Source organism: Vibrio mexicanus (genome assembly GCF_001012815.1).
GTDB classification, from domain to species: domain Bacteria; phylum Pseudomonadota; class Gammaproteobacteria; order Enterobacterales; family Vibrionaceae; genus Vibrio; species Vibrio mexicanus.
On sequence record NZ_JYJP01000075.1, the window covers coordinates 1 to 17,395 of the forward strand.

Here is a 17,395-nt window from a genome sequence, read left to right on the forward strand (position 1 = left end):
CCAAATTGTCGCCCTTCAATTCATTGCTGTCTTGTCGGGAACGGGGCGCATTATGCGGAGTTGAGCCAAAACCGTCAACAGTTTTTTTTAATAAATCCGGATAAATCTGCCGTTCGGTTTCTTTTTGAACAAAGAGGCGTGTTTGTGATCTAAAAGTGCTAATAAAACCACTAGAATCGCAACACTAAATTTTATATGGGTTTGGCTGTAGCTCTTTGAAATAACAAAAAAGCCAGCTTAGTGCTGGCTTTTTAATCGGCAATACGTTGAATATCTTAAACGTTAAAGCGGAAGTGAATAACATCGCCATCTTTTACGATGTATTCTTTACCTTCAAGACGCCATTTACCTGCATCTTTCGCGCCATTTTCACCGTTAAATTCGATGAAGTCGTTGTATCCAACTACTTCTGCACGGATGAAGCCTTTCTCGAAGTCAGTGTGGATCTTACCTGCTGCTTGAGGAGCAGTTGCACCAACCGGGATTGTCCATGCACGAACTTCTTTAACACCTGCAGTGAAGTAAGTTTGTAGAGTAAGAAGTTCATAACCTGAACGGATTACGCGGTTAAGGCCAGGTTCTTCAATCCCCATGTCTGCAAGGAACTCTTCACGATCTTCGTCGTCAAGCTCTGAAAGTTCAGATTCAATGGCTGCACATACTGCTACAACAACGTTGTTCTCTTTTTCTGCGTACTCACGTACCGCATCAAGGTATGGGTTATCTTCAAAGCCATCTTCGTTTACGTTAGCAATGTACATCGTTGGCTTCAGTGTTAGGAAGTTAAGGTAACCAACGGCTGCTAGTTCTTCTTTTGCTAGTTCAACGGTACGGGCCATGCCACCTTCAGTTAATACTGGAAGCAGTTTCTCTAGAACGGTCAATTCGAACTTAGCGTCTTTATCGCCGCCTTTTGCTTTCTTAGCATTACGTTGAATTGCGCGCTCACAAGAGTCCAAGTCTGCCATCGCAAGTTCTAGGTTGATCACTTCGATGTCTTCGATTGGTGATACTTTACCTGCAACGTGCACGATGTTTTCGTTTTCGAAACAACGAACTACGTGACCAATTGCGTCAGTTTCACGGATGTTTGCTAGGAATTTGTTACCTAGACCTTCACCACGAGATGCGCCTGCAACCAAACCTGCGATATCAACGAACTCCATCGTTGTCGGCAGGATCTTTTGTGGGTTAACAATTTTCGCGAGTGCATCTAAACGAAGATCTGGTACAGGCACAACACCTGTGTTCGGTTCGATAGTACAAAACGGGAAGTTTGCCGCTTCGATGCCAGCTTTAGTTAGTGCGTTGAACAGAGTTGATTTACCAACATTTGGAAGACCAACGATGCCACATTTAAAACCCATGATAGTAACCTTATTCAGCTTTGAACGTGTGTAAGCGGTTTTGTGCTTTTGTTAGGCCATCTTTGATTAAGATGTCGAGGCTGCGGACGGATTCGTCAACGACAGCATCTAGGCACTCTTGCTCTTTAGCAGGTGCTTTGCCTAGCACGTAACCTGAAACTTTGTCTTTGTGCCCAGGATGGCCAATGCCAATCCTCAGGCGATAAAAATCTTTGTTGTTACCCAATTTACTGATGGTGTCGCGCAATCCGTTATGGCCGCCGTGACCACCACCTTTCTTAAACTTAGCAACCCCAGGCGGTAAATCGAGCTCATCATGGGCCACCATGATCTCTTCTGGCTTGATTTGGTAGAACTTAGCAAGGGCAGCAATCGCTTTGCCAGATAAGTTCATATACGTTGTTGGGATCAATAAGCGGAGATCTTGACCATTCACCATGATTCGTCCGGTTAAACCAAAAAATTTCGCTTCATTTTTTAGTATCACGTTATGGACGCGAGCTAATTCTTCTACGACCCATGCGCCGGCATTGTGTCGAGTTCGGCTGTATTCAGGACCTGGGTTGGCTAACCCAACGAGAAGTTTTATCTGTTGACTCACGGTAAGGATCTCTCTGGAATCTCAAAAAGCGCGGTATGATAGCACAAATATGAGAGGTTAAGCGACTGCTTAGATTTAGGTAAAAAAATACCCTGCGCGAGGCAGGGTATTTCAAAAAGATTGTACTCAGATGTTTAGTTAAACATTGCTGAGATTGACTCTTCGTTGCTGATGCGGCGAATTGCTTCAGCCAACATGCGAGAAAGGCTTAGTACCGTTACTTTGCCTGTCGCTAGCATTTCATCAGAAATAGAGATTGAGTCAGTTACGATAACTTGGTCTAGTACTGAGTTACCGATGTTGTTCGCTGCTGAGCCAGAGAATACGGCGTGAGTTGCGTAAGCGAATACTCGCTTAGCACCGCGCTCTTTTAACGCTTCTGCTGCTTTACATAGTGTGCCGCCTGTATCGATCATGTCATCAACGATTACACAATCACGACCTTCTACATCACCGATTAGGTTCATTACTTCAGAAACGTTAGCACGTGGACGACGCTTATCAACGATAGCGATGTCTACATCACCTAGCGCTTTAGCGGTTGCACGAGCACGTACAACGCCACCTAGATCTGGAGAAACCACAACTGGGTTTTCTAGACCACGGTTTTGCATGTCTTCAAGAAGAACCGGTGTACCGAAGATGTTGTCTACAGGTACATCGAAGAAGCCTTGAATCTGCTCTGCGTGTAGGTCGATAGTAAGAACGCGGTCAACGCCAACGTTTGAAAGGAAGTCTGCAACAACTTTTGCAGTGATTGGCACACGAGCAGAACGTACACGACGGTCTTGGCGAGCGTAACCAAAGTATGGGATTACAGCAGTAATACGGCCCGCTGAAGCACGGCGCATTGCGTCAATCATTACCACCAATTCCATTAGGTTGTCATTGGTTGGTGCACAGGTAGATTGAATCAGGAATACATCACTACCACGAACATTTTCGTTGATTTGTACAGCGACTTCGCCGTCAGAAAAACGGTCTACAGTAGCATCGCCAAGAGAGATGTATAGACGATCAGCAATACGTTGGGCTAGTTCAGGTGTTGCGTTACCAGCAAATAGCTTCATATCAGGCACGGTGGAAACCTCAGGGTTGCGTCCAGTTTTAATTAGATTCGGTGTGGGCTAATTGGTAGTTAGCCAGTGTCTCTTTTAACGGGGAAATATTCCGTCCTTTCGCCAGAAAAGCAGAGACATTGTCAGGAAGCTGTTGTTGAACAAGTTTTGCGCTATTTTCGCTGTCAAATTCGGCAAAAATGCAAGAACCAGTCCCAGTCAATCTCGACGGCGCGTATTGTAGCAGCAAGAAAGTTGCTTATCAACCTCTGGATACAGCATTCGTACTATTTTTTCGCAATCGTTTCCGTAAGGTGACGTTAACAGCTCCGAAAGTGGTCGTTTTGGCGTGTTTCGGGTTAAGTTGGAATGCGTGAATATGTCTACAGTTGCAATGGAAACATTCGGTCTTACGACTAAGTACCATTTTTCCTCAGGTTCTGCTGGGCTTAGCTTTTCACCCACGCCTTCTGCAAAGGCGGAAAATCCACGAGTAAACACGGGAACATCGGCGCCGAGCGCTAGGCCAATCTCGGCCAACTCGTCGTCAGAAAGGTTGAGTTTCCAAAGATAGTTCAACGCAACGAGAGCGGTAGCGGCGTTTGATGAGCCTCCGCCTATACCACCTCCCATTGGGAGCACCTTGTTCAAATGAATCGTTGCACCTAGAGAGTTTGAGCTTTTGCTTTGCAAAGCGTTTGCGGCTTTATAGATCAAGTTGTTTTCGACTTTTAAGCCTTCGATCTCAGGGGTAATGATGATCTTTCCTGAATCATTGGCGGTAATGGTTAGCTCATCGCCGTGGTCGACAAACTGAAATAGAGTTTGCAACTCGTGATAACCGTTTTCTGTTCGACCATTGATGTAGAGAAATAGATTGAGTTTGGCAGGAGAAGGCCAAGTGGTGGTGTGAGTAATCACTGTTTGATGTCCCATTTTGAAACTAGGATGTTGAGCTTAATATCTTGGTTAGTCAGCTTGAGACTATTTGGTAGCGGTAGTGGCTGCTGATCTAAATCGATATCCATATATCTTGCGTAATTCAGCCGCCAAGGTTGGCGAGATACCACTTTGTCTAAACTTGCCAGCGTATTGTTTTCATTCAGCAAGTAGTTATCGGCATTGCTTGGTTTGCCCAAAAGCCAGTCTTGCAGATCTTCAATGGGGATGCTCAAGCCGGTTAGGTGATAAACAAGATTGTCAGCGCTAACATCGGTATAGATGCCGCCATCATGGGTGCGAACTTTTGCAAGATACGGGTTAATTTCTAAATTCAGTACCGTTTGGCCAAGAAAAGTCGTGAGTCGCAATTGACTGCTTTGGTCGGAGTGAGACCAGTGGAAGTTGAGTGATTGACGTTGGTCGGGAGCGATATACCCCAGTTTGCCAGAGACTTCGTAATCCGTTAGCTCGTTTAAACGAGTTTGGTGTGCTTGCCATTCAACATTGGTTGTACTTGGTGCAATGGTCGTACAGCCCGCTAACCAGACCAATGTAAGTAGAGTAAATATCAGTTTTTTCATGCAGTTCCCATCTGGGTGTATTGTGTACAACGAGAAGGTGAAATTGGCTTTTACTATATCATTGATATCACGAAGTCAGGAAAATAAATGGCTGCGACATAACTTGTTTAGGTATAACCCTTTTAATAGAGAGGGGCATCAAGTAAAATTCCGTCTTTGTTTGTATTTCTGACACAGAGAATCCACCTTACATGTCTTTGCTTGCCATTGGTATCAATCACAATACGGCGTCGGTTGAATTGCGAGAAAAAGTAGCGTTTGGCCCTGATAAATTGGCCAAAGCCCTGCAAGAACTCGAATCCAATTCTAATGTCAATGGTAGTGTCATTTTATCTACCTGTAACCGCACCGAAATCTATTGTGACGTAAAAGCGAGTGGCAAAAGCAAGTTAATAGATTGGTTGTCTCTGTTTCATCAAGTCAGCCCAGAAGAGCTCAAACCGAGCTTGTATCTGCATGAAGAGCAGGCGGCGATTCGTCATTTAATGCGTGTGTCATGTGGATTGGACTCCCTTGTATTGGGAGAACCGCAAATCCTTGGGCAGGTAAAGCAAGCTTATAGTGACGCCCGCGAAAATGCTGCCGTTGATACGTCGATGGAAAAGCTATTCCAGAAAACGTTCTCAGTGGCAAAACGTGTTCGTACCGAAACCGAGATTGGTGGAAGTGCCGTTTCGGTTGCTTATGCAGCCTGTACGCTTGCTAAGCAGATATTCGAATCGTTAGCCGAATCGACTGTGCTTTTAGTAGGTGCAGGTGAAACGATTGAACTGGTCGCCAAGCATTTGGCGAGTAACGGTTGCACCAAAATCATTGTGGCTAACCGAACGCGTGAGCGCGCCATGGGGCTTGCCCAGCAGTTTGGTGCTGAAGTGATTGGGCTGACAGAAATTCCAGATCATCTGCCAAAGGCTGATATTGTCATCAGTTCAACGGCAAGCCCTTTGCCGATTATTGGTAAAGGTATGGTAGAAACGGCGCTTAAGGTACGAAAACATCAACCTATGCTACTTATTGATATTGCTGTACCGCGCGACATTGAATCTCAAGTTGGTGAACTCAATGATGCTTACTTGTACACCGTAGACGACCTGCAATCGATTGTTGATAGCAACATAGAGCAGCGTAAGGTCGAAGCGATACAAGCGGAAGCCATTGTGAGTGAAGAGAGTGCAGCTTTATGACTTGGTTGCGTTCACTACAAGCGGTAGACAGTATTCGAGAATATCGAAAGTCGGCCAACGAAGTTAGAGAAGAATTACTCAGCAAGAGCCTACAGGCTCTTGCCAGCGGTGGAGACCCAGAAAAAGTCTTGATTGAGCTGAGCAATAAGCTCACCAACAAGCTGATTCACAACCCGACTCGTGCGTTGCAAAGTGCAGCAGAGCAGGGCGAACCCGCTAAACTGACGGTAATCAGACAAAGTTTAGGTCTAGACGAGACCAAGTAACCCCATTTAACCCATTAAGAAAGAAATTATGAAAGCGTCTATTTTAGCTAAGCTAGAAACACTTGTTGAACGTTATGAAGAAGTTCAACACCTATTGGGTGACCCAGATGTCATTGGTGATCAAGATAAATTCCGAGCTCTATCTAGAGAGTACTCGCAACTTGAAGAAGTGACGAAGTGTTTCCAAGAGTTTCAACAAGCGCAAGAAGACTTAGTTGCCGCGGAAGAGATGGCTAACGAAGACGACGCTGAAATGCGTGAAATGGCGCAAGAAGAAATCAAAGAAGCGAAAGCCACCATCGAGCGTCTAAACGACGAGCTGCAAATTTTGCTTCTGCCAAAAGATCCAAACGACGAACGCAACTGTTTCTTGGAAATCCGTGCGGGTGCAGGTGGTGACGAAGCGGGTATCTTCGCTGGCAACCTTTTCCGTATGTACTCTAAGTTTGCCGAGAAGCAAGGCTGGCGTGTTGAAGTGATGAGCTGCAACGAGTCTGAGCAAGGCGGCTACAAAGAGATGATCGCTAAAGTAAGCGGCGCTGGCGTATACGGCACAATGAAATTTGAATCAGGCGGTCACCGTGTACAACGTGTACCTGAAACGGAATCACAAGGTCGTGTTCATACTTCGGCATGTACTGTCGCGATCATGCCTGAAATCCCAGAAGCGGATCTTCCAGAAATTAAAGCTGCGGATCTTAAGATCGATACTTTCCGTGCATCGGGCGCGGGTGGTCAGCACGTTAACACCACGGATTCTGCAATCCGTATTACTCACTTGCCAACGGGCACCGTTGTAGAGTGCCAGGACGAGCGTTCTCAGCATAAGAACAAAGCGAAGGCGATGTCTGTACTTGCGGCTCGTATCGTACAAGCCGAAGAAGCGCGCCGTGCCGCGGAAGTGTCTGATACTCGTCGTAACCTATTAGGCTCTGGTGATCGTAGTGACCGCATCCGTACTTACAACTACCCACAAGGTCGTGTCTCTGATCACCGCATCAACTTGACACTTTACCGTCTAAATGAAGTGCTTGAAGGCGACCTTCAATCACTAGTTGATCCTGTGATCCAAGAGCACCAAGCGGATCAGCTAGCGGCGCTGGCAGATAATAGCTAATTTGATGAGTCAGTTTCCTAGCCTTGAACAGGCGATTAAAGCGGCGACTGAAAAGCTTCATGAGGGCGGCAGTGATTCGCCCTCTCTTGATTCTGCGGTACTGCTTTGCCACGCCATTGATAAGCCTCGCTCTTACCTTTTTACTTGGCCAGAAAAACTGCTTACATCTGAGCAGCAGTCAAGATTTGAAGAATTGCTAGAGCGCCGTTTGGCGGGTGAGCCGGTCGCTTACATCATCGGAGAACGTGAGTTTTGGTCGCTGCCTTTGAAAGTTGCGCCATCGACGCTTATTCCTCGCCCTGATACTGAAAGATTGGTGGAAGTTGCGTTGGATAAAACCGCAAATCAATCGGGGAAAATCCTCGATCTCGGAACAGGAACGGGTGCTATTGCGCTTGCTTTAGCGTCTGAACTGCCAAATCGCCAAGTGGTGGGGATTGATTTTCAGCCATGTGCCCAGATATTAGCTCAAGAAAATGCTGCCCATCTTGATATTCGCAATGTTGAGTTTCTGTGTGGAAGTTGGTTTGAGCCTATCCATGTCGGCACAAAGTTTGCTCTGATTGTATCAAACCCTCCTTATATTGACGGCGAAGACCCGCATTTGAAACAAGGGGATGTTCGTTTTGAACCCAAAACCGCTTTAGTTGCCGAAGAGAATGGTCTAGCAGATATCAAACATATCTCAGACAAAGCTCGCGAGTTTTTAGAGCGTGACGGTTGGCTGGCTTTTGAGCACGGTTACGATCAAGGGCAGGCAGTGAGAGAAATCTTGAACGGCTTGGGGTATCACCAAGTGGTGACGGAACAAGACTATGGCGGTAATGATCGGGTGACTCTCGGCCAGTTTAAACAATTGGTTTAGGCGATTGGCCTAGGTAATCCGTTTAGAAGAAATAATAAGAGAAATGAGCATGTATGAAGGATTAAAACATTTTCATCTACTGACCATCGCATTGAGTGCGACGTTATTGGCAGTGCGTTACGCATTGATGATGGCGAACTCATCAATGTTGGATAAGAAGTTCCTTAAAGTATTTCCGCACGTGAATGACAGCTTACTGTTGCTAACGGGGTTAGCTTTAATCCATGAAACTGGTTTTATGCCGTTTACGCCAGGCGGTTTATGGTTAACTGAGAAGTTTACTTGTGTACTGGCCTATATTGCGTTGGGCTTCTTCGCTTTGAAGCTTGGTCGTAACAAGCTGCTGAGAACCTTCTCATTTTTTGGCGCACTAGGTTGGCTAGCAATGGCAGGTAAAGTTGCAGTGAGCAAAGTACCGATGTTTTTGGGCTAATCAATTAGCTCACTTAGTCTGAAGACCTAGAAGCCTCAGATTTAGAAGCTATCTATCCAGAAGCTATGTCCTGAGAAGCTATATCCCCAGAAGATGTAGAGAAAGAAAACGAGTTTAGAGTAAAGAAGTATGCTTGAGTTATTTGATGAAGATTTTGATGCAATTGAGCTCGCCGAAGGTGCTCTTGTATTAAACCAAGCGGTTGATCCGGAAACTCAAGTGGATTGGGCTAAGCAGGAGTTAGCGCGTTTACTAAAAGAAGCCGAGTTGGCGCTCGTGCATGAGCACAATGAAAAAGCGCGTTTTGATGCCTTTTTACGCCTGTTCTATTGCGAATGGGAGTTTAGTGGCGATGAAGATGCGTACTTCGCCTCTCAAAATGCCTTTTTAGATAAGGTATTGGAGCGTCGGAAAGGTATCCCAGTAAGTTTGGGTGCCATCCTTTTGTATCTGGGCCGTCAGTTAGGTTTCCCACTAGAAGCCGTCACTTTCCCAACTCAATTTGTCGTGAAAGTAAATTGGCACGATGAAGCGCCAAGTTACATTAATCCGTTTAATGGGGATTACCTGTCCGATCGGATTTTCTCAGCTTGGCTAATTGGTCACAAAGGGCCGTTCGAGCAGTTAAAGCCTGAACATCTAGAAACGACCGATAACCCGACAGTGATCGGTCGATGGTTAGCGCTGCTGAAAAGCGCGTTACTTAGAGAAGAGCGCTATACTCTAGCGCTGAGATGTACGGATCTTGCGCTGACGTTTGTGCCTGATGATCCGTATGAAATTCGCGATCGTGGATTTATTTATCAGCAATTAGACTGTCACCAGATTGCCGCAACCGACTATCAATATTTTATTGATCAATGTCCTGACGATCCGGCTTCTGAATTGCTGAAAAACCAAGTTAATATGATGACGGAAACTGAGATTACCGTACATTAGAGCCGTTCATTAGAACTGCTTGGTGTTGGGCGATTCACTATCGCATTAAATAAAATTTAAGGGATTCTCCCTTCGCTTGTATCGAATTAATAGAGAGAAAAATATGGAACAGAAAGTCGTTCATGTTGGTGACATTCCAGTTGCAAATGACAAGCCTTTTACCCTGTTTGCAGGTATGAATGTTCTGGAGTCTCGCGACCTCGCGATGCAAATCTGTGAGCACTACGTAAAAGTAACGGAAAAGCTAGGGATTCCATATGTGTTCAAAGCTTCTTTCGATAAAGCGAACCGTAGTTCTGTTCATTCTTACCGTGGTCCAGGCATGGAAGAAGGCCTGAAGATCTTCCAAGAGCTAAAAGATACATTTGGCGTGAAAATCATTACTGATGTGCACACTGAAGCTCAAGCTCAGCCAGTTGCTGATGTTGTTGATGTTATCCAGCTACCAGCCTTCCTTGCTCGTCAAACAGACCTTGTTGAAGCAATGGCAAAGACTGGTGCGGTGATCAACGTTAAGAAACCTCAGTTTATGAGCCCAGGTCAAGTTGGCAATATTGTCGACAAGTTTGCAGAATGTGGTAACGAAAACATCATCTTGTGCGAACGTGGTTCTTGCCACGGCTACGACAATCTTGTTGTTGATATGCTTGGCTTTGGTGTGATGAAGAAAGCCTCAAACGGCAGCCCAATCATTTTCGACGTGACGCACTCTCTGCAGATGCGTGACCCTTCAGGTGCTGCGTCTGGCGGTCGCCGTGAGCAAACCGTTGAACTAGCAAAAGCAGGTCTTGCGACGGGTATTGCTGGTCTGTTTATTGAAGCACACCCGAATCCAGATCAAGCTCGTTGTGACGGCCCATCTGCGTTGCCACTAGATAAACTAGAGCCATTCCTAGCGCAAATGAAAGCACTGGATGATTTGATCAAAGGCTTTGAGCACATCGACATCAAGTAATTTGAATAGATGACTGAATCAAAAGAAAAAGGTTGGCTAATGCCAGCCTTTTTTATTGCCCACAGGTTTACCTAGCGTCCACTTTTTGTGTTTCCACGCGTAATTTTCACGTCCGGAACTTCTGTTATCACCATGCAAGCAAAGCAACTTGTGTCTATTCTTTAATCATTAAATTTACTATTGATAGAAATGACAATTAATCGGAGGTGCGGAAATTATGCGCAGTCGAATAATCAAATTGACACTGTTTGTAATCGTTTTTGTGGGCATAGCCAGTTGTTCTTCGCAACCTGCTCACCAGTGGAAACCTAATACGACTTATAAACTCACCATTTTGCACACCAATGATCATCATGGGCGCTTCTGGCAGAACAAGTATGGTGAGTACGGAATGGCTGCACGTAAGACTCTTATCGATGAGTTACGTGCGGAAGTTCAAGCACAAGGCGGTAGCGTGTTACTGCTTTCTGGCGGCGATATTAACACGGGTGTCCCTGAATCGGATCTGCAAGATGCTGAGCCTGATTTTAAAGGCATGAGCAAAATCGGCTACGACGCGATGGCATTAGGTAATCACGAGTTTGATAATCCACTTGAGGTATTAGAAAAGCAGATTGAATGGGCAAATTTCCCAATGCTTTCCGCCAACATCTATGACAAACAGACTGGCGAGAGAATGTTTCAAGCTTATCAGATGTTTGATAAGCAGGGTATTAAAATCGCAGTCATAGGTTTAACTACCGAAGATACGCAGAAAATTGGTAATCCAGAGTTCATTGGTGGGATTGATTTTCGTGACCCTAAAGTCGAAGCCAAAGCGTTGATTGAGGAGCTTAAACGAACAGAGCACCCAGATCTTATCTTTGCAGTCACCCATATGGGCCACTATGAAAATGGCAATCGCGGTGTGAATGCCCCAGGTGATGTTGCACTTGCTCGCTATCTGGAAGAAGGCCAACTAGACATGATAGTGGGTGGTCACTCACAAGAACCAGTTTGTATGGAAGGGCCTAATGTAGTTAAGAAAAACTTCAAACCTTCAGATGAGTGTCAGCCTGATAAGCAAAATGGCACTTACATCGTGCAGGCTCATGAGTGGGGCAAGTACGTAGGGCGAGCAGATTATGAGTTTAGAAACGGTGATCTTAAGTTAGTGAGCTACGATTTAATCCCAGTAAACCTCAAGAAGAAAGTGAAAGTAAATGGTGAAAGCCAGCGTGTACTTATTGAAGATCAAATCGCGGAAGATCCAGAGATGCTCGAGTTCCTCCGCCCGTATCAAGAAAGCGGCCAAGCTCAGTTGAATGTCAAAATTGCAGAGACGAACGGCAAGCTTGAAGGTGACCGCAACGTTGTCCGTTTCCAGCAAACGAATTTAGGGCGCCTAATCGCTACAGCACACATGGAGCGAGCCAATGCCGATTTTGCCATCATGAATTCTGGTGGCGTTCGTGCTTCGATTGATGCCGGAGAGGTGACCTACAAAGATGTGCTGATCGTGCAGCCGTTTGCCAATATTCTTACATATACGGATATGTACGGTGAAGAGTTACTAGAATACTTGGGCGTTGTGGCCAACAAGCCTGTCGATTCGGGCGCTTATGCACAGTTTGCGGGTATATCCATGACGGTTGAGAACGGGCGAGTCTATAACGTATTCATACAGGGCAAACAACTTCGCTTGGATAAATCCTATCGCTTTTCTATCCCAAGCTATAACGCTGCGGGTGGTGATGGATATCCAATAATTACCGATCATCCGGGTTTTGTGAATACTGGCTTTGTGGATGCAGAAATTCTCAAAGAATACATTCAGGCAAACAGTCCGTTAGATGTGAATCTTTACGCGCCATCGGGACAAATTGTCTACAAATCAGAGTCTTTCGTGGAAGACGAGCGATAGTTAACTAGAACGCAACTTATACCCAAGTAACCTCAAGATGTGAGGTTCAGCGAGAATTGCCTAGCTTGCAAACGCGGCAATGATTCGACAATCTAGTGGTTCTAAATTGAGAATCGTTAACAAAGTGTGCGAGTTAGGCAAACTCGCCCTTTGGGAGCGTGTCACTGAGTCAACTTCTATGTTAAATGACTTGGAAAGAACCCGTTATTTCGCTTCGTCATTTGCCTTGAACTTGAATCAGTGACCACGCTCTGAATCCTGCATCTTGAAGTCACTTGGGTATATTGACTATCACCAACAAGTATCATTAACTAAAGCAGTGCTTACGAACTTACTCGTTAGCGCTGCTTTTTTATTTGGTGATATCGGAGTAACAATGACCCCTGCAATCAATACCGCGAAGAAAAACAAAGTTGATCATCAAGTGCATCAGTACGATCATGATCCTCGAGCGCAAAGCTATGGCTTAGAAGCTGTGGAGGCGCTTGGGCAAGATCCCAATGCGGTATTCAAAACTTTGCTGTTCAGCCTTAATGGCGAGCCGAAGAACTTAGCGGTAGCGGTGATTCCTGTGGACCAAAAGCTAAACTTAAAGCTTGCTGCAAAAGCGGCAAAGGGTAAAAAAGCTGAAATGGCCGATCCAGAGATCGCGCAAAAAACCACAGGCTATGTCGTCGGGGGAATTAGCCCCTTAGGGCAAAAGAAAGCATTGCCAACGTTTATTCACGACAGCGCAGAGAGTCGAGCGACAATGTGTGTCAGTGCTGGCAAGCGCGGGCTAGAGATTGAGTTAGCGCCTAAAGATCTAGCAAAACTTACTCGTGGACAGTTTGTACCACTCTGCCTGTGATTATTTCTGGATAAAACCTGCTAGATAAAATCGGATAGATAAAGAAAAGGCTGACCTAATCTCGTATTGAGTGGTGAGCCTTTTTGTACTTGAGTGAAACCTATTTGTGCTTAATTAAAACAAGGAATGGTTTCTTTAATTACTTGGCATCTTCTTCCATTTGCGCGTTATCAACGACATGGTTTTCACCTAGATCATGAGGAAGCACTAGGTTAAGAAGAATAGCGACAATACCGCACAAGCTTACGCCTTGTAGCTGAACTCACCCACGCCAAATGCCATACCGCCGATACCAAATACCAATGTAACCGCCACAATCACTAGATTGCGCGACTTATGCAGGTCGACATTGTTCTTGATAAGCGTGTTTAGGCCAACGGTTGCAATTGAACCAAATAGTAGAATCATGATGCCACCCATTACCGGTACTGGAATGGTTTGCAGTAGCGCACCTAACTTGCCAACCAGCGCCAATACGATGGCCGTCACAGCAGCCCAGGTCATGATAACTGGGTTGAACGCTTTGGTTAGCATAACCGCGCCTGTTACTTCACTGTAGGTAGTGTTTGGCGGAGCGCCGACCATAGAAGCAGCAATCGTTGCCACGCCGTCACCGGTGATGGTGCGGTGTAGGCCAGGCTTCTTCACATAGTTTTTTCCTGTCACGTTCGAGATGGCCAGCATATCACCCACGTGCTCTACCGCTGGGGCAATCGCCACTGGGATCATAAATAGAATTGCGTTGATATTGAACTCAGGTGCTGTGAAGTTAGGCAATGCCAACCAAGAAGCTTGTGCTACAGGATTGAAATCCACAACGCCGTAGATAAGGCTTAGTGCGTAACCTGCGCAGATGCCGCCAAAGATTGGCAGAAGCTTTAGGAAGCCTTTCGCGAATACGCTAATAGCAATTGTCGTTAAGAGTGAAAACGCTCGAAATCCATAGTGCTGCATTGCCATCGATAAGCTGCACTGCACCGTCGCCAGTTTTGCCCAATGCCATGTTGACCGCAACTGGAGCAAGACCTAAACCAATCACCATGATCACAGGACCTACTACCACAGGTGGTAGCAGTTTATGGATGATTTCAACACCACGTACTTTAATTAGAGCCCCCATCAGTACATAGACGATACCAGCAGCCATCAGCCACCCATGGTTGCGCCAACGCCCCATGTTTGTACACCAAACATAATAGGAGCAATGAAAGCAAAGGAAGAAGCGAGGAAGATTGGGACGGTTCGGCGTGTAATAAACTGGAAGATAAGAGTACCGATACCGGCACCGAAAAGGGCTACGCTGGGGTCCAATCCCGTCAGAAGTGGAACCAAAACGAGAGCGCCGAATGCAACAAACAGCATTTGTGCGCCTTGAATGGCATTTTTCATGTTCAATATCCTATTCGCGAGTTAGTGACATAATTTCAAACAAAAATCGCGAGATTTTATCATTAAACATAGCGAAACTGCTTGAGCTAAGATCAAAAAATGTATACCCAAGTAACCTCAAGATGCGTGGTTCAGCGAGAATTGCCTAGTTTGCAAACGCGGCAACGATTAGACAATCTAGTGGCGCTAAATTGAGAATCGTTAACAAAGTGTGCGAGCTAGGCAAACTCGCCCTTTGGGAGCGTATCACGGATTCAATTTCTGCGTTAAATGGTTTGGAAAGAACGTGTTATTCCACTGCGCCATTTGCCTTGAACTAGAACCCGTGACAACGCTCTGAATCCTGCATCTTGAAGTCACTTGGGTATATTGCATCAATAATTAACAAGCTTATGATGTCAAATTTGTGTTGGTAGACTGAGGGCACTTCTTGCTCATGGTCTGATAGTTGCTTATCATCTAACTTCGCAATGAAATGAGTAGGAAAACTATGCGTAATTTAGCTTTATTGCTATTAGGTCTAATCAGTGTGCCTGTTATGGCGCTAACCAATGTCGACTTATATCGATCTGAAGTCGTTCTTGATCAAGAGCTAAATAATGCAGATGCTGCAGCTCGTAAAGAGGGGATGAAAGAAGTGATTGTTCGTGCCTCTGGAGATAGAGCTGCGGTGGACAATGAGATTGTCAAAAAGGCGCTCAATCAGCATTCACAATACATCACTCAAATTAGTTACCGAGATGTGGAGCAGGGTAGAGCTATCCAGATGGGCTTCAGTGCTCCTCACATTCGCTCGCTCTTAACTCAAGCACAGCTGCCTTTCTGGCCAGCACAACGTGCGAACTTACTTGTTTGGCTGGTGGAAGATAATCAAGCAAACCGAAACATTGTTTGGGAGCATACCGATTCTCCAGTGTTAAAGCAGATGCGCGAACAGGCGCAAGTTCGCGGTCTTCCGCTCACGCTGCCTATCGGTGACTTTGATGATATTACAGGGATCGCTGTGTCGGATATTTGGGGTGGTTTCATCGACCCAGTTGCAGCCGCAAGCCAACGTTACCCAGTAGAAGGTGTTTTGGTTGTGCGTGCGTCAGCGAACATGGTTCGTTGGACTCTGTATGATCACACTCCCAATGAGATGGCTTCAAGTCTACAAACGCCGCTTTCTGCAAGAAATTCAGGCGATGATGCAATTACTCGCATGATTGATGACATTAGTGACTACTACGCTAAGAAGAATGCGATTGTAGTGGCGGGCGAGTCTTCAGAAGTGACAACTGTTAAGTTCACTAACGTGCAAAACGCTTTAGACTTCTTCCAGTTGGAGAAAAAGCTTCTGGCGTTAAGCTCAGTCGCGTCATTGGATATCTTGAAGCTTCAAGGCAATGAAGTAACGTTTTCGGTTCACCTTCTAACACCAGAAGAGAACTTTATTATGGAAGCGGAGCGAATGGGGCAGGTACTCAAAGTGGAAACACCTCCAGTGCCAGTTCAGCTACCAGAGCCTGAAGCGACGCCAGTTCAGTTGCCAGAAGGTGAGGCAGTACCTACTCAGTTGCCAGAACCTGTGCTTGACGAGTCTTCCAATACAGAAATGAATGTAGAGCCTGAAAGCATTGAAGTTATTGAATTGGAGCCGGTAACTCAAGCGGTGACTTTCGAGTGGCAAGGGCATAACCTGAAGCCTGTTTCTATTCAGTCCGAGAGTGAGCCCTCTACGGCCGATGAAAGTGTGATTGAAAACCAAAGTCCTGCGGTTGAAGTACAAGAAGCCATTCCTGTTCAGCTACCAGAAGTGGTCGAAGCGACGGGTGAAGAGTTTACCTTGTAATTAGGGTCTATTGACCTTTCGCGGTTAAATTTTGTTCGAGATGAAATCGTTTTAGGCACGGCCGAAGACTGTGTAGCCTAGCATTCTAAGCAAATAGTCTTCAACAAAGCATAAAACGATTTTAGCCGAACCCTTCGGGCAGCCTTTGTGGTTCATTTCTACTGCGTTTTCGGCTTTTCATGTAGGCTAACTACATGTCAAAGCCTCTGCCTTGTAGAAATTTCCCACAAAGTGCTGCAAAAATCAGCTCGAAAGATCAACAGACCCTAGCTACTTGAACCGTATTTAAACAAAAAGCTCTGCCTAGGCAGAGCTTTTTTAATGGGATTTATTCGAAGCGAGATTTTTCTTGTTTCTCAACTTCAGATAAGCGTTTGAGCTTCATCCCTAGTTCGCGTCCTCGAAAGCGTGCATACAGCGAATTACCGACAAATGAAGCACTGGTAAGAAGGAGCTCTACAACCGCCAGCCAACGTTCACCTTCGTCCACATACAGCATGGTGAGTGCATGCAGAAAGTAGAGCATAAGAACAAAGTTGGCCCAAGCATGCGTATAGGGTTTGCCTGAGAGGATACCCGGCAAAGGCAGTAGCAATGGGATACACCAAGCGATAGCCAGAGTCGTTGGGTTTAAATGAGGATGGGGTGACAAAAATAGCTGCCAAATCGCAATCCATGCTAACAAGCTCAAATAACTAAGCAGCGCAAGATAGCGATATTGAGTGGTTTGCCTTCCCATTGGTTCGGTCATGGTCTTCGCCTACAGAATCTCAAGCACTTGCTCTGGTGGACGGCCAAGGCGCGCTTGATCTCCTTTGATTACGATAGGTCGCTCAATTAGCTTCGGTCTTTCTGCCATTGCAGAAAAAAGCGCATCATCGTCGGCACCTGCTAGGTTTAACTCTTTGTAATCGGCTTCTTTTACACGCATCATATCGCGCACTTGCTAACGCCAAGTTGTTGATAAATAGTCTGTAGCTGCGCCATACTTGGTGGTGTGTCTAAATATTTAATCACCTCTGGCTCAATGCCTTTCTCTTCCAGTAGAGCCAAAGTTTGGCGGCTCTTAGAGCAACGAGGGTTATGATAAATAGTGACTGACATGATCTCTTTC

General features: G+C 45.7%; 13 protein-coding genes and 4 pseudogenes. 9 read left to right on the forward strand and 8 right to left on the reverse strand.

Translation table 11 applies throughout. The features are described from left to right. Positions 1-275: 275 nt before the first annotated feature. The 5 genes and pseudogenes from ychF to lolB form a co-directional block, all read right to left on the reverse strand. Positions 276-1,367: a redox-regulated ATPase YchF gene (gene ychF / locus UA76_RS11135; protein ID WP_047046042.1), complete on the reverse strand. Its 1,092-nt coding sequence runs from the start codon at positions 1,365-1,367 to the stop codon at positions 276-278. A 10-nt stretch (positions 1,368-1,377) separates the two neighbouring features. Continuing rightward, the gene (gene pth, locus UA76_RS11140) at positions 1,378-1,968 is read right to left on the reverse strand and encodes an aminoacyl-tRNA hydrolase (protein ID WP_047046047.1); all 591 of its coding nucleotides are present in this window, start codon (positions 1,966-1,968) and stop codon (positions 1,378-1,380) included. Positions 1,969-2,102: 134 nt separating this feature from the next. Next, entirely contained in the window at positions 2,103-3,047 is a 945-nt protein-coding gene (locus UA76_RS11145; RefSeq protein WP_047046050.1) for a ribose-phosphate pyrophosphokinase, read from the reverse strand. 28 nt (positions 3,048-3,075) lie between these two features. Next, a pseudogene (gene ispE / locus UA76_RS11150) lies at positions 3,076-3,962 on the reverse strand (4-(cytidine 5'-diphospho)-2-C-methyl-D-erythritol kinase). Next, a complete protein-coding gene (gene lolB / locus UA76_RS11155) occupies positions 3,944-4,549 on the reverse strand; it encodes a lipoprotein insertase outer membrane protein LolB (protein WP_047046053.1) in 606 nt (201 codons plus the stop codon). Before lolB ends, ispE begins: the two are co-directional and overlap by 19 nt. A gap of 191 nt (positions 4,550-4,740) precedes the next feature. Here lolB and hemA point away from each other — a divergent pair. From hemA to ybaK, 8 genes and pseudogenes are all read left to right on the forward strand, one after another. Beyond that, positions 4,741-5,999, forward strand: a pseudogene (gene hemA / locus UA76_RS11160) (glutamyl-tRNA reductase). Positions 6,000-6,027: 28 nt separating this feature from the next. Then, positions 6,028-7,116, forward strand: a complete 1,089-nt coding sequence (prfA, locus tag UA76_RS11165) for a peptide chain release factor 1 (protein ID WP_047046056.1) — start codon at positions 6,028-6,030, stop codon at positions 7,114-7,116. 4 nt (positions 7,117-7,120) lie between these two features. Further along, a complete protein-coding gene (gene prmC, locus UA76_RS11170) occupies positions 7,121-7,981 on the forward strand; it encodes a peptide chain release factor N(5)-glutamine methyltransferase (RefSeq protein ID WP_047046059.1) in 861 nt (286 codons plus the stop codon). Between the two features lie 49 nt (positions 7,982-8,030). Continuing rightward, positions 8,031-8,414: a SirB2 family protein gene (locus UA76_RS11175; protein WP_047046062.1), complete on the forward strand. Its 384-nt coding sequence runs from the start codon at positions 8,031-8,033 to the stop codon at positions 8,412-8,414. 129 nt (positions 8,415-8,543) lie between these two features. Then, the gene (locus tag UA76_RS11180) at positions 8,544-9,353 is read left to right on the forward strand and encodes a SirB1 family protein (RefSeq protein WP_047046064.1); all 810 of its coding nucleotides are present in this window, start codon (positions 8,544-8,546) and stop codon (positions 9,351-9,353) included. A gap of 103 nt (positions 9,354-9,456) precedes the next feature. Then, positions 9,457-10,308 carry a 3-deoxy-8-phosphooctulonate synthase gene (gene kdsA, locus UA76_RS11185; RefSeq protein ID WP_047046067.1) on the forward strand — a complete coding sequence of 284 codons (852 nt, stop codon included), beginning with the start codon at positions 9,457-9,459 and terminating at the stop codon, positions 10,306-10,308. A gap of 217 nt (positions 10,309-10,525) precedes the next feature. Then, a complete protein-coding gene (gene ushA / locus UA76_RS11190) occupies positions 10,526-12,211 on the forward strand; it encodes a bifunctional UDP-sugar hydrolase/5'-nucleotidase UshA (RefSeq protein ID WP_047046071.1) in 1,686 nt (561 codons plus the stop codon). A 376-nt stretch (positions 12,212-12,587) separates the two neighbouring features. Beyond that, positions 12,588-13,061: a Cys-tRNA(Pro) deacylase gene (gene ybaK / locus UA76_RS11195; protein WP_047046111.1), complete on the forward strand. Its 474-nt coding sequence runs from the start codon at positions 12,588-12,590 to the stop codon at positions 13,059-13,061. A 139-nt stretch (positions 13,062-13,200) separates the two neighbouring features. Here the strand turns inward: ybaK and UA76_RS11200 are convergent. Further along, a pseudogene (locus tag UA76_RS11200) lies at positions 13,201-14,450 on the reverse strand (uracil-xanthine permease family protein). Positions 14,451-14,940: 490 nt separating this feature from the next. Here UA76_RS11200 and UA76_RS11205 point away from each other — a divergent pair. Continuing rightward, the gene (locus UA76_RS11205) at positions 14,941-16,281 is read left to right on the forward strand and encodes a DUF2066 domain-containing protein (RefSeq protein WP_075202569.1); all 1,341 of its coding nucleotides are present in this window, start codon (positions 14,941-14,943) and stop codon (positions 16,279-16,281) included. A 328-nt stretch (positions 16,282-16,609) separates the two neighbouring features. Here UA76_RS11205 and UA76_RS11210 read toward each other — a convergent pair whose 3' ends face one another. After that, positions 16,610-17,032 carry a DUF2069 domain-containing protein gene (locus tag UA76_RS11210; protein WP_047046074.1) on the reverse strand — a complete coding sequence of 141 codons (423 nt, stop codon included), beginning with the start codon at positions 17,030-17,032 and terminating at the stop codon, positions 16,610-16,612. A gap of 9 nt (positions 17,033-17,041) precedes the next feature. Next, positions 17,042-17,385, reverse strand: a pseudogene (arsC, locus tag UA76_RS11215) (arsenate reductase (glutaredoxin)). Between the last annotated feature and the right edge of the window lie 10 nt (positions 17,386-17,395).

Coding starts and splice junctions, on each gene's coding strand:
- lolB (WP_047046053.1), bottom strand. CDS start 4,549: ATGAAAAAACTGATATTTACTCTACTTACATTGGTCTGGTTAGCGGGC.
- kdsA (WP_047046067.1), top strand. CDS start 9,457: ATGGAACAGAAAGTCGTTCATGTTGGTGACATTCCAGTTGCAAATGAC.
- UA76_RS11175 (WP_047046062.1), top strand. CDS start 8,031: ATGTATGAAGGATTAAAACATTTTCATCTACTGACCATCGCATTGAGT.
- UA76_RS11205 (WP_075202569.1), top strand. CDS start 14,941: ATGCGTAATTTAGCTTTATTGCTATTAGGTCTAATCAGTGTGCCTGTT.
- UA76_RS11180 (WP_047046064.1), top strand. CDS start 8,544: ATGCTTGAGTTATTTGATGAAGATTTTGATGCAATTGAGCTCGCCGAA.
- ushA (WP_047046071.1), top strand. CDS start 10,526: ATGCGCAGTCGAATAATCAAATTGACACTGTTTGTAATCGTTTTTGTG.
- UA76_RS11210 (WP_047046074.1), bottom strand. CDS start 17,032: ATGACCGAACCAATGGGAAGGCAAACCACTCAATATCGCTATCTTGCG.
- ybaK (WP_047046111.1), top strand. CDS start 12,588: ATGACCCCTGCAATCAATACCGCGAAGAAAAACAAAGTTGATCATCAA.
- prfA (WP_047046056.1), top strand. CDS start 6,028: ATGAAAGCGTCTATTTTAGCTAAGCTAGAAACACTTGTTGAACGTTAT.
- prmC (WP_047046059.1), top strand. CDS start 7,121: ATGAGTCAGTTTCCTAGCCTTGAACAGGCGATTAAAGCGGCGACTGAA.
- ychF (WP_047046042.1), bottom strand. CDS start 1,367: ATGGGTTTTAAATGTGGCATCGTTGGTCTTCCAAATGTTGGTAAATCA.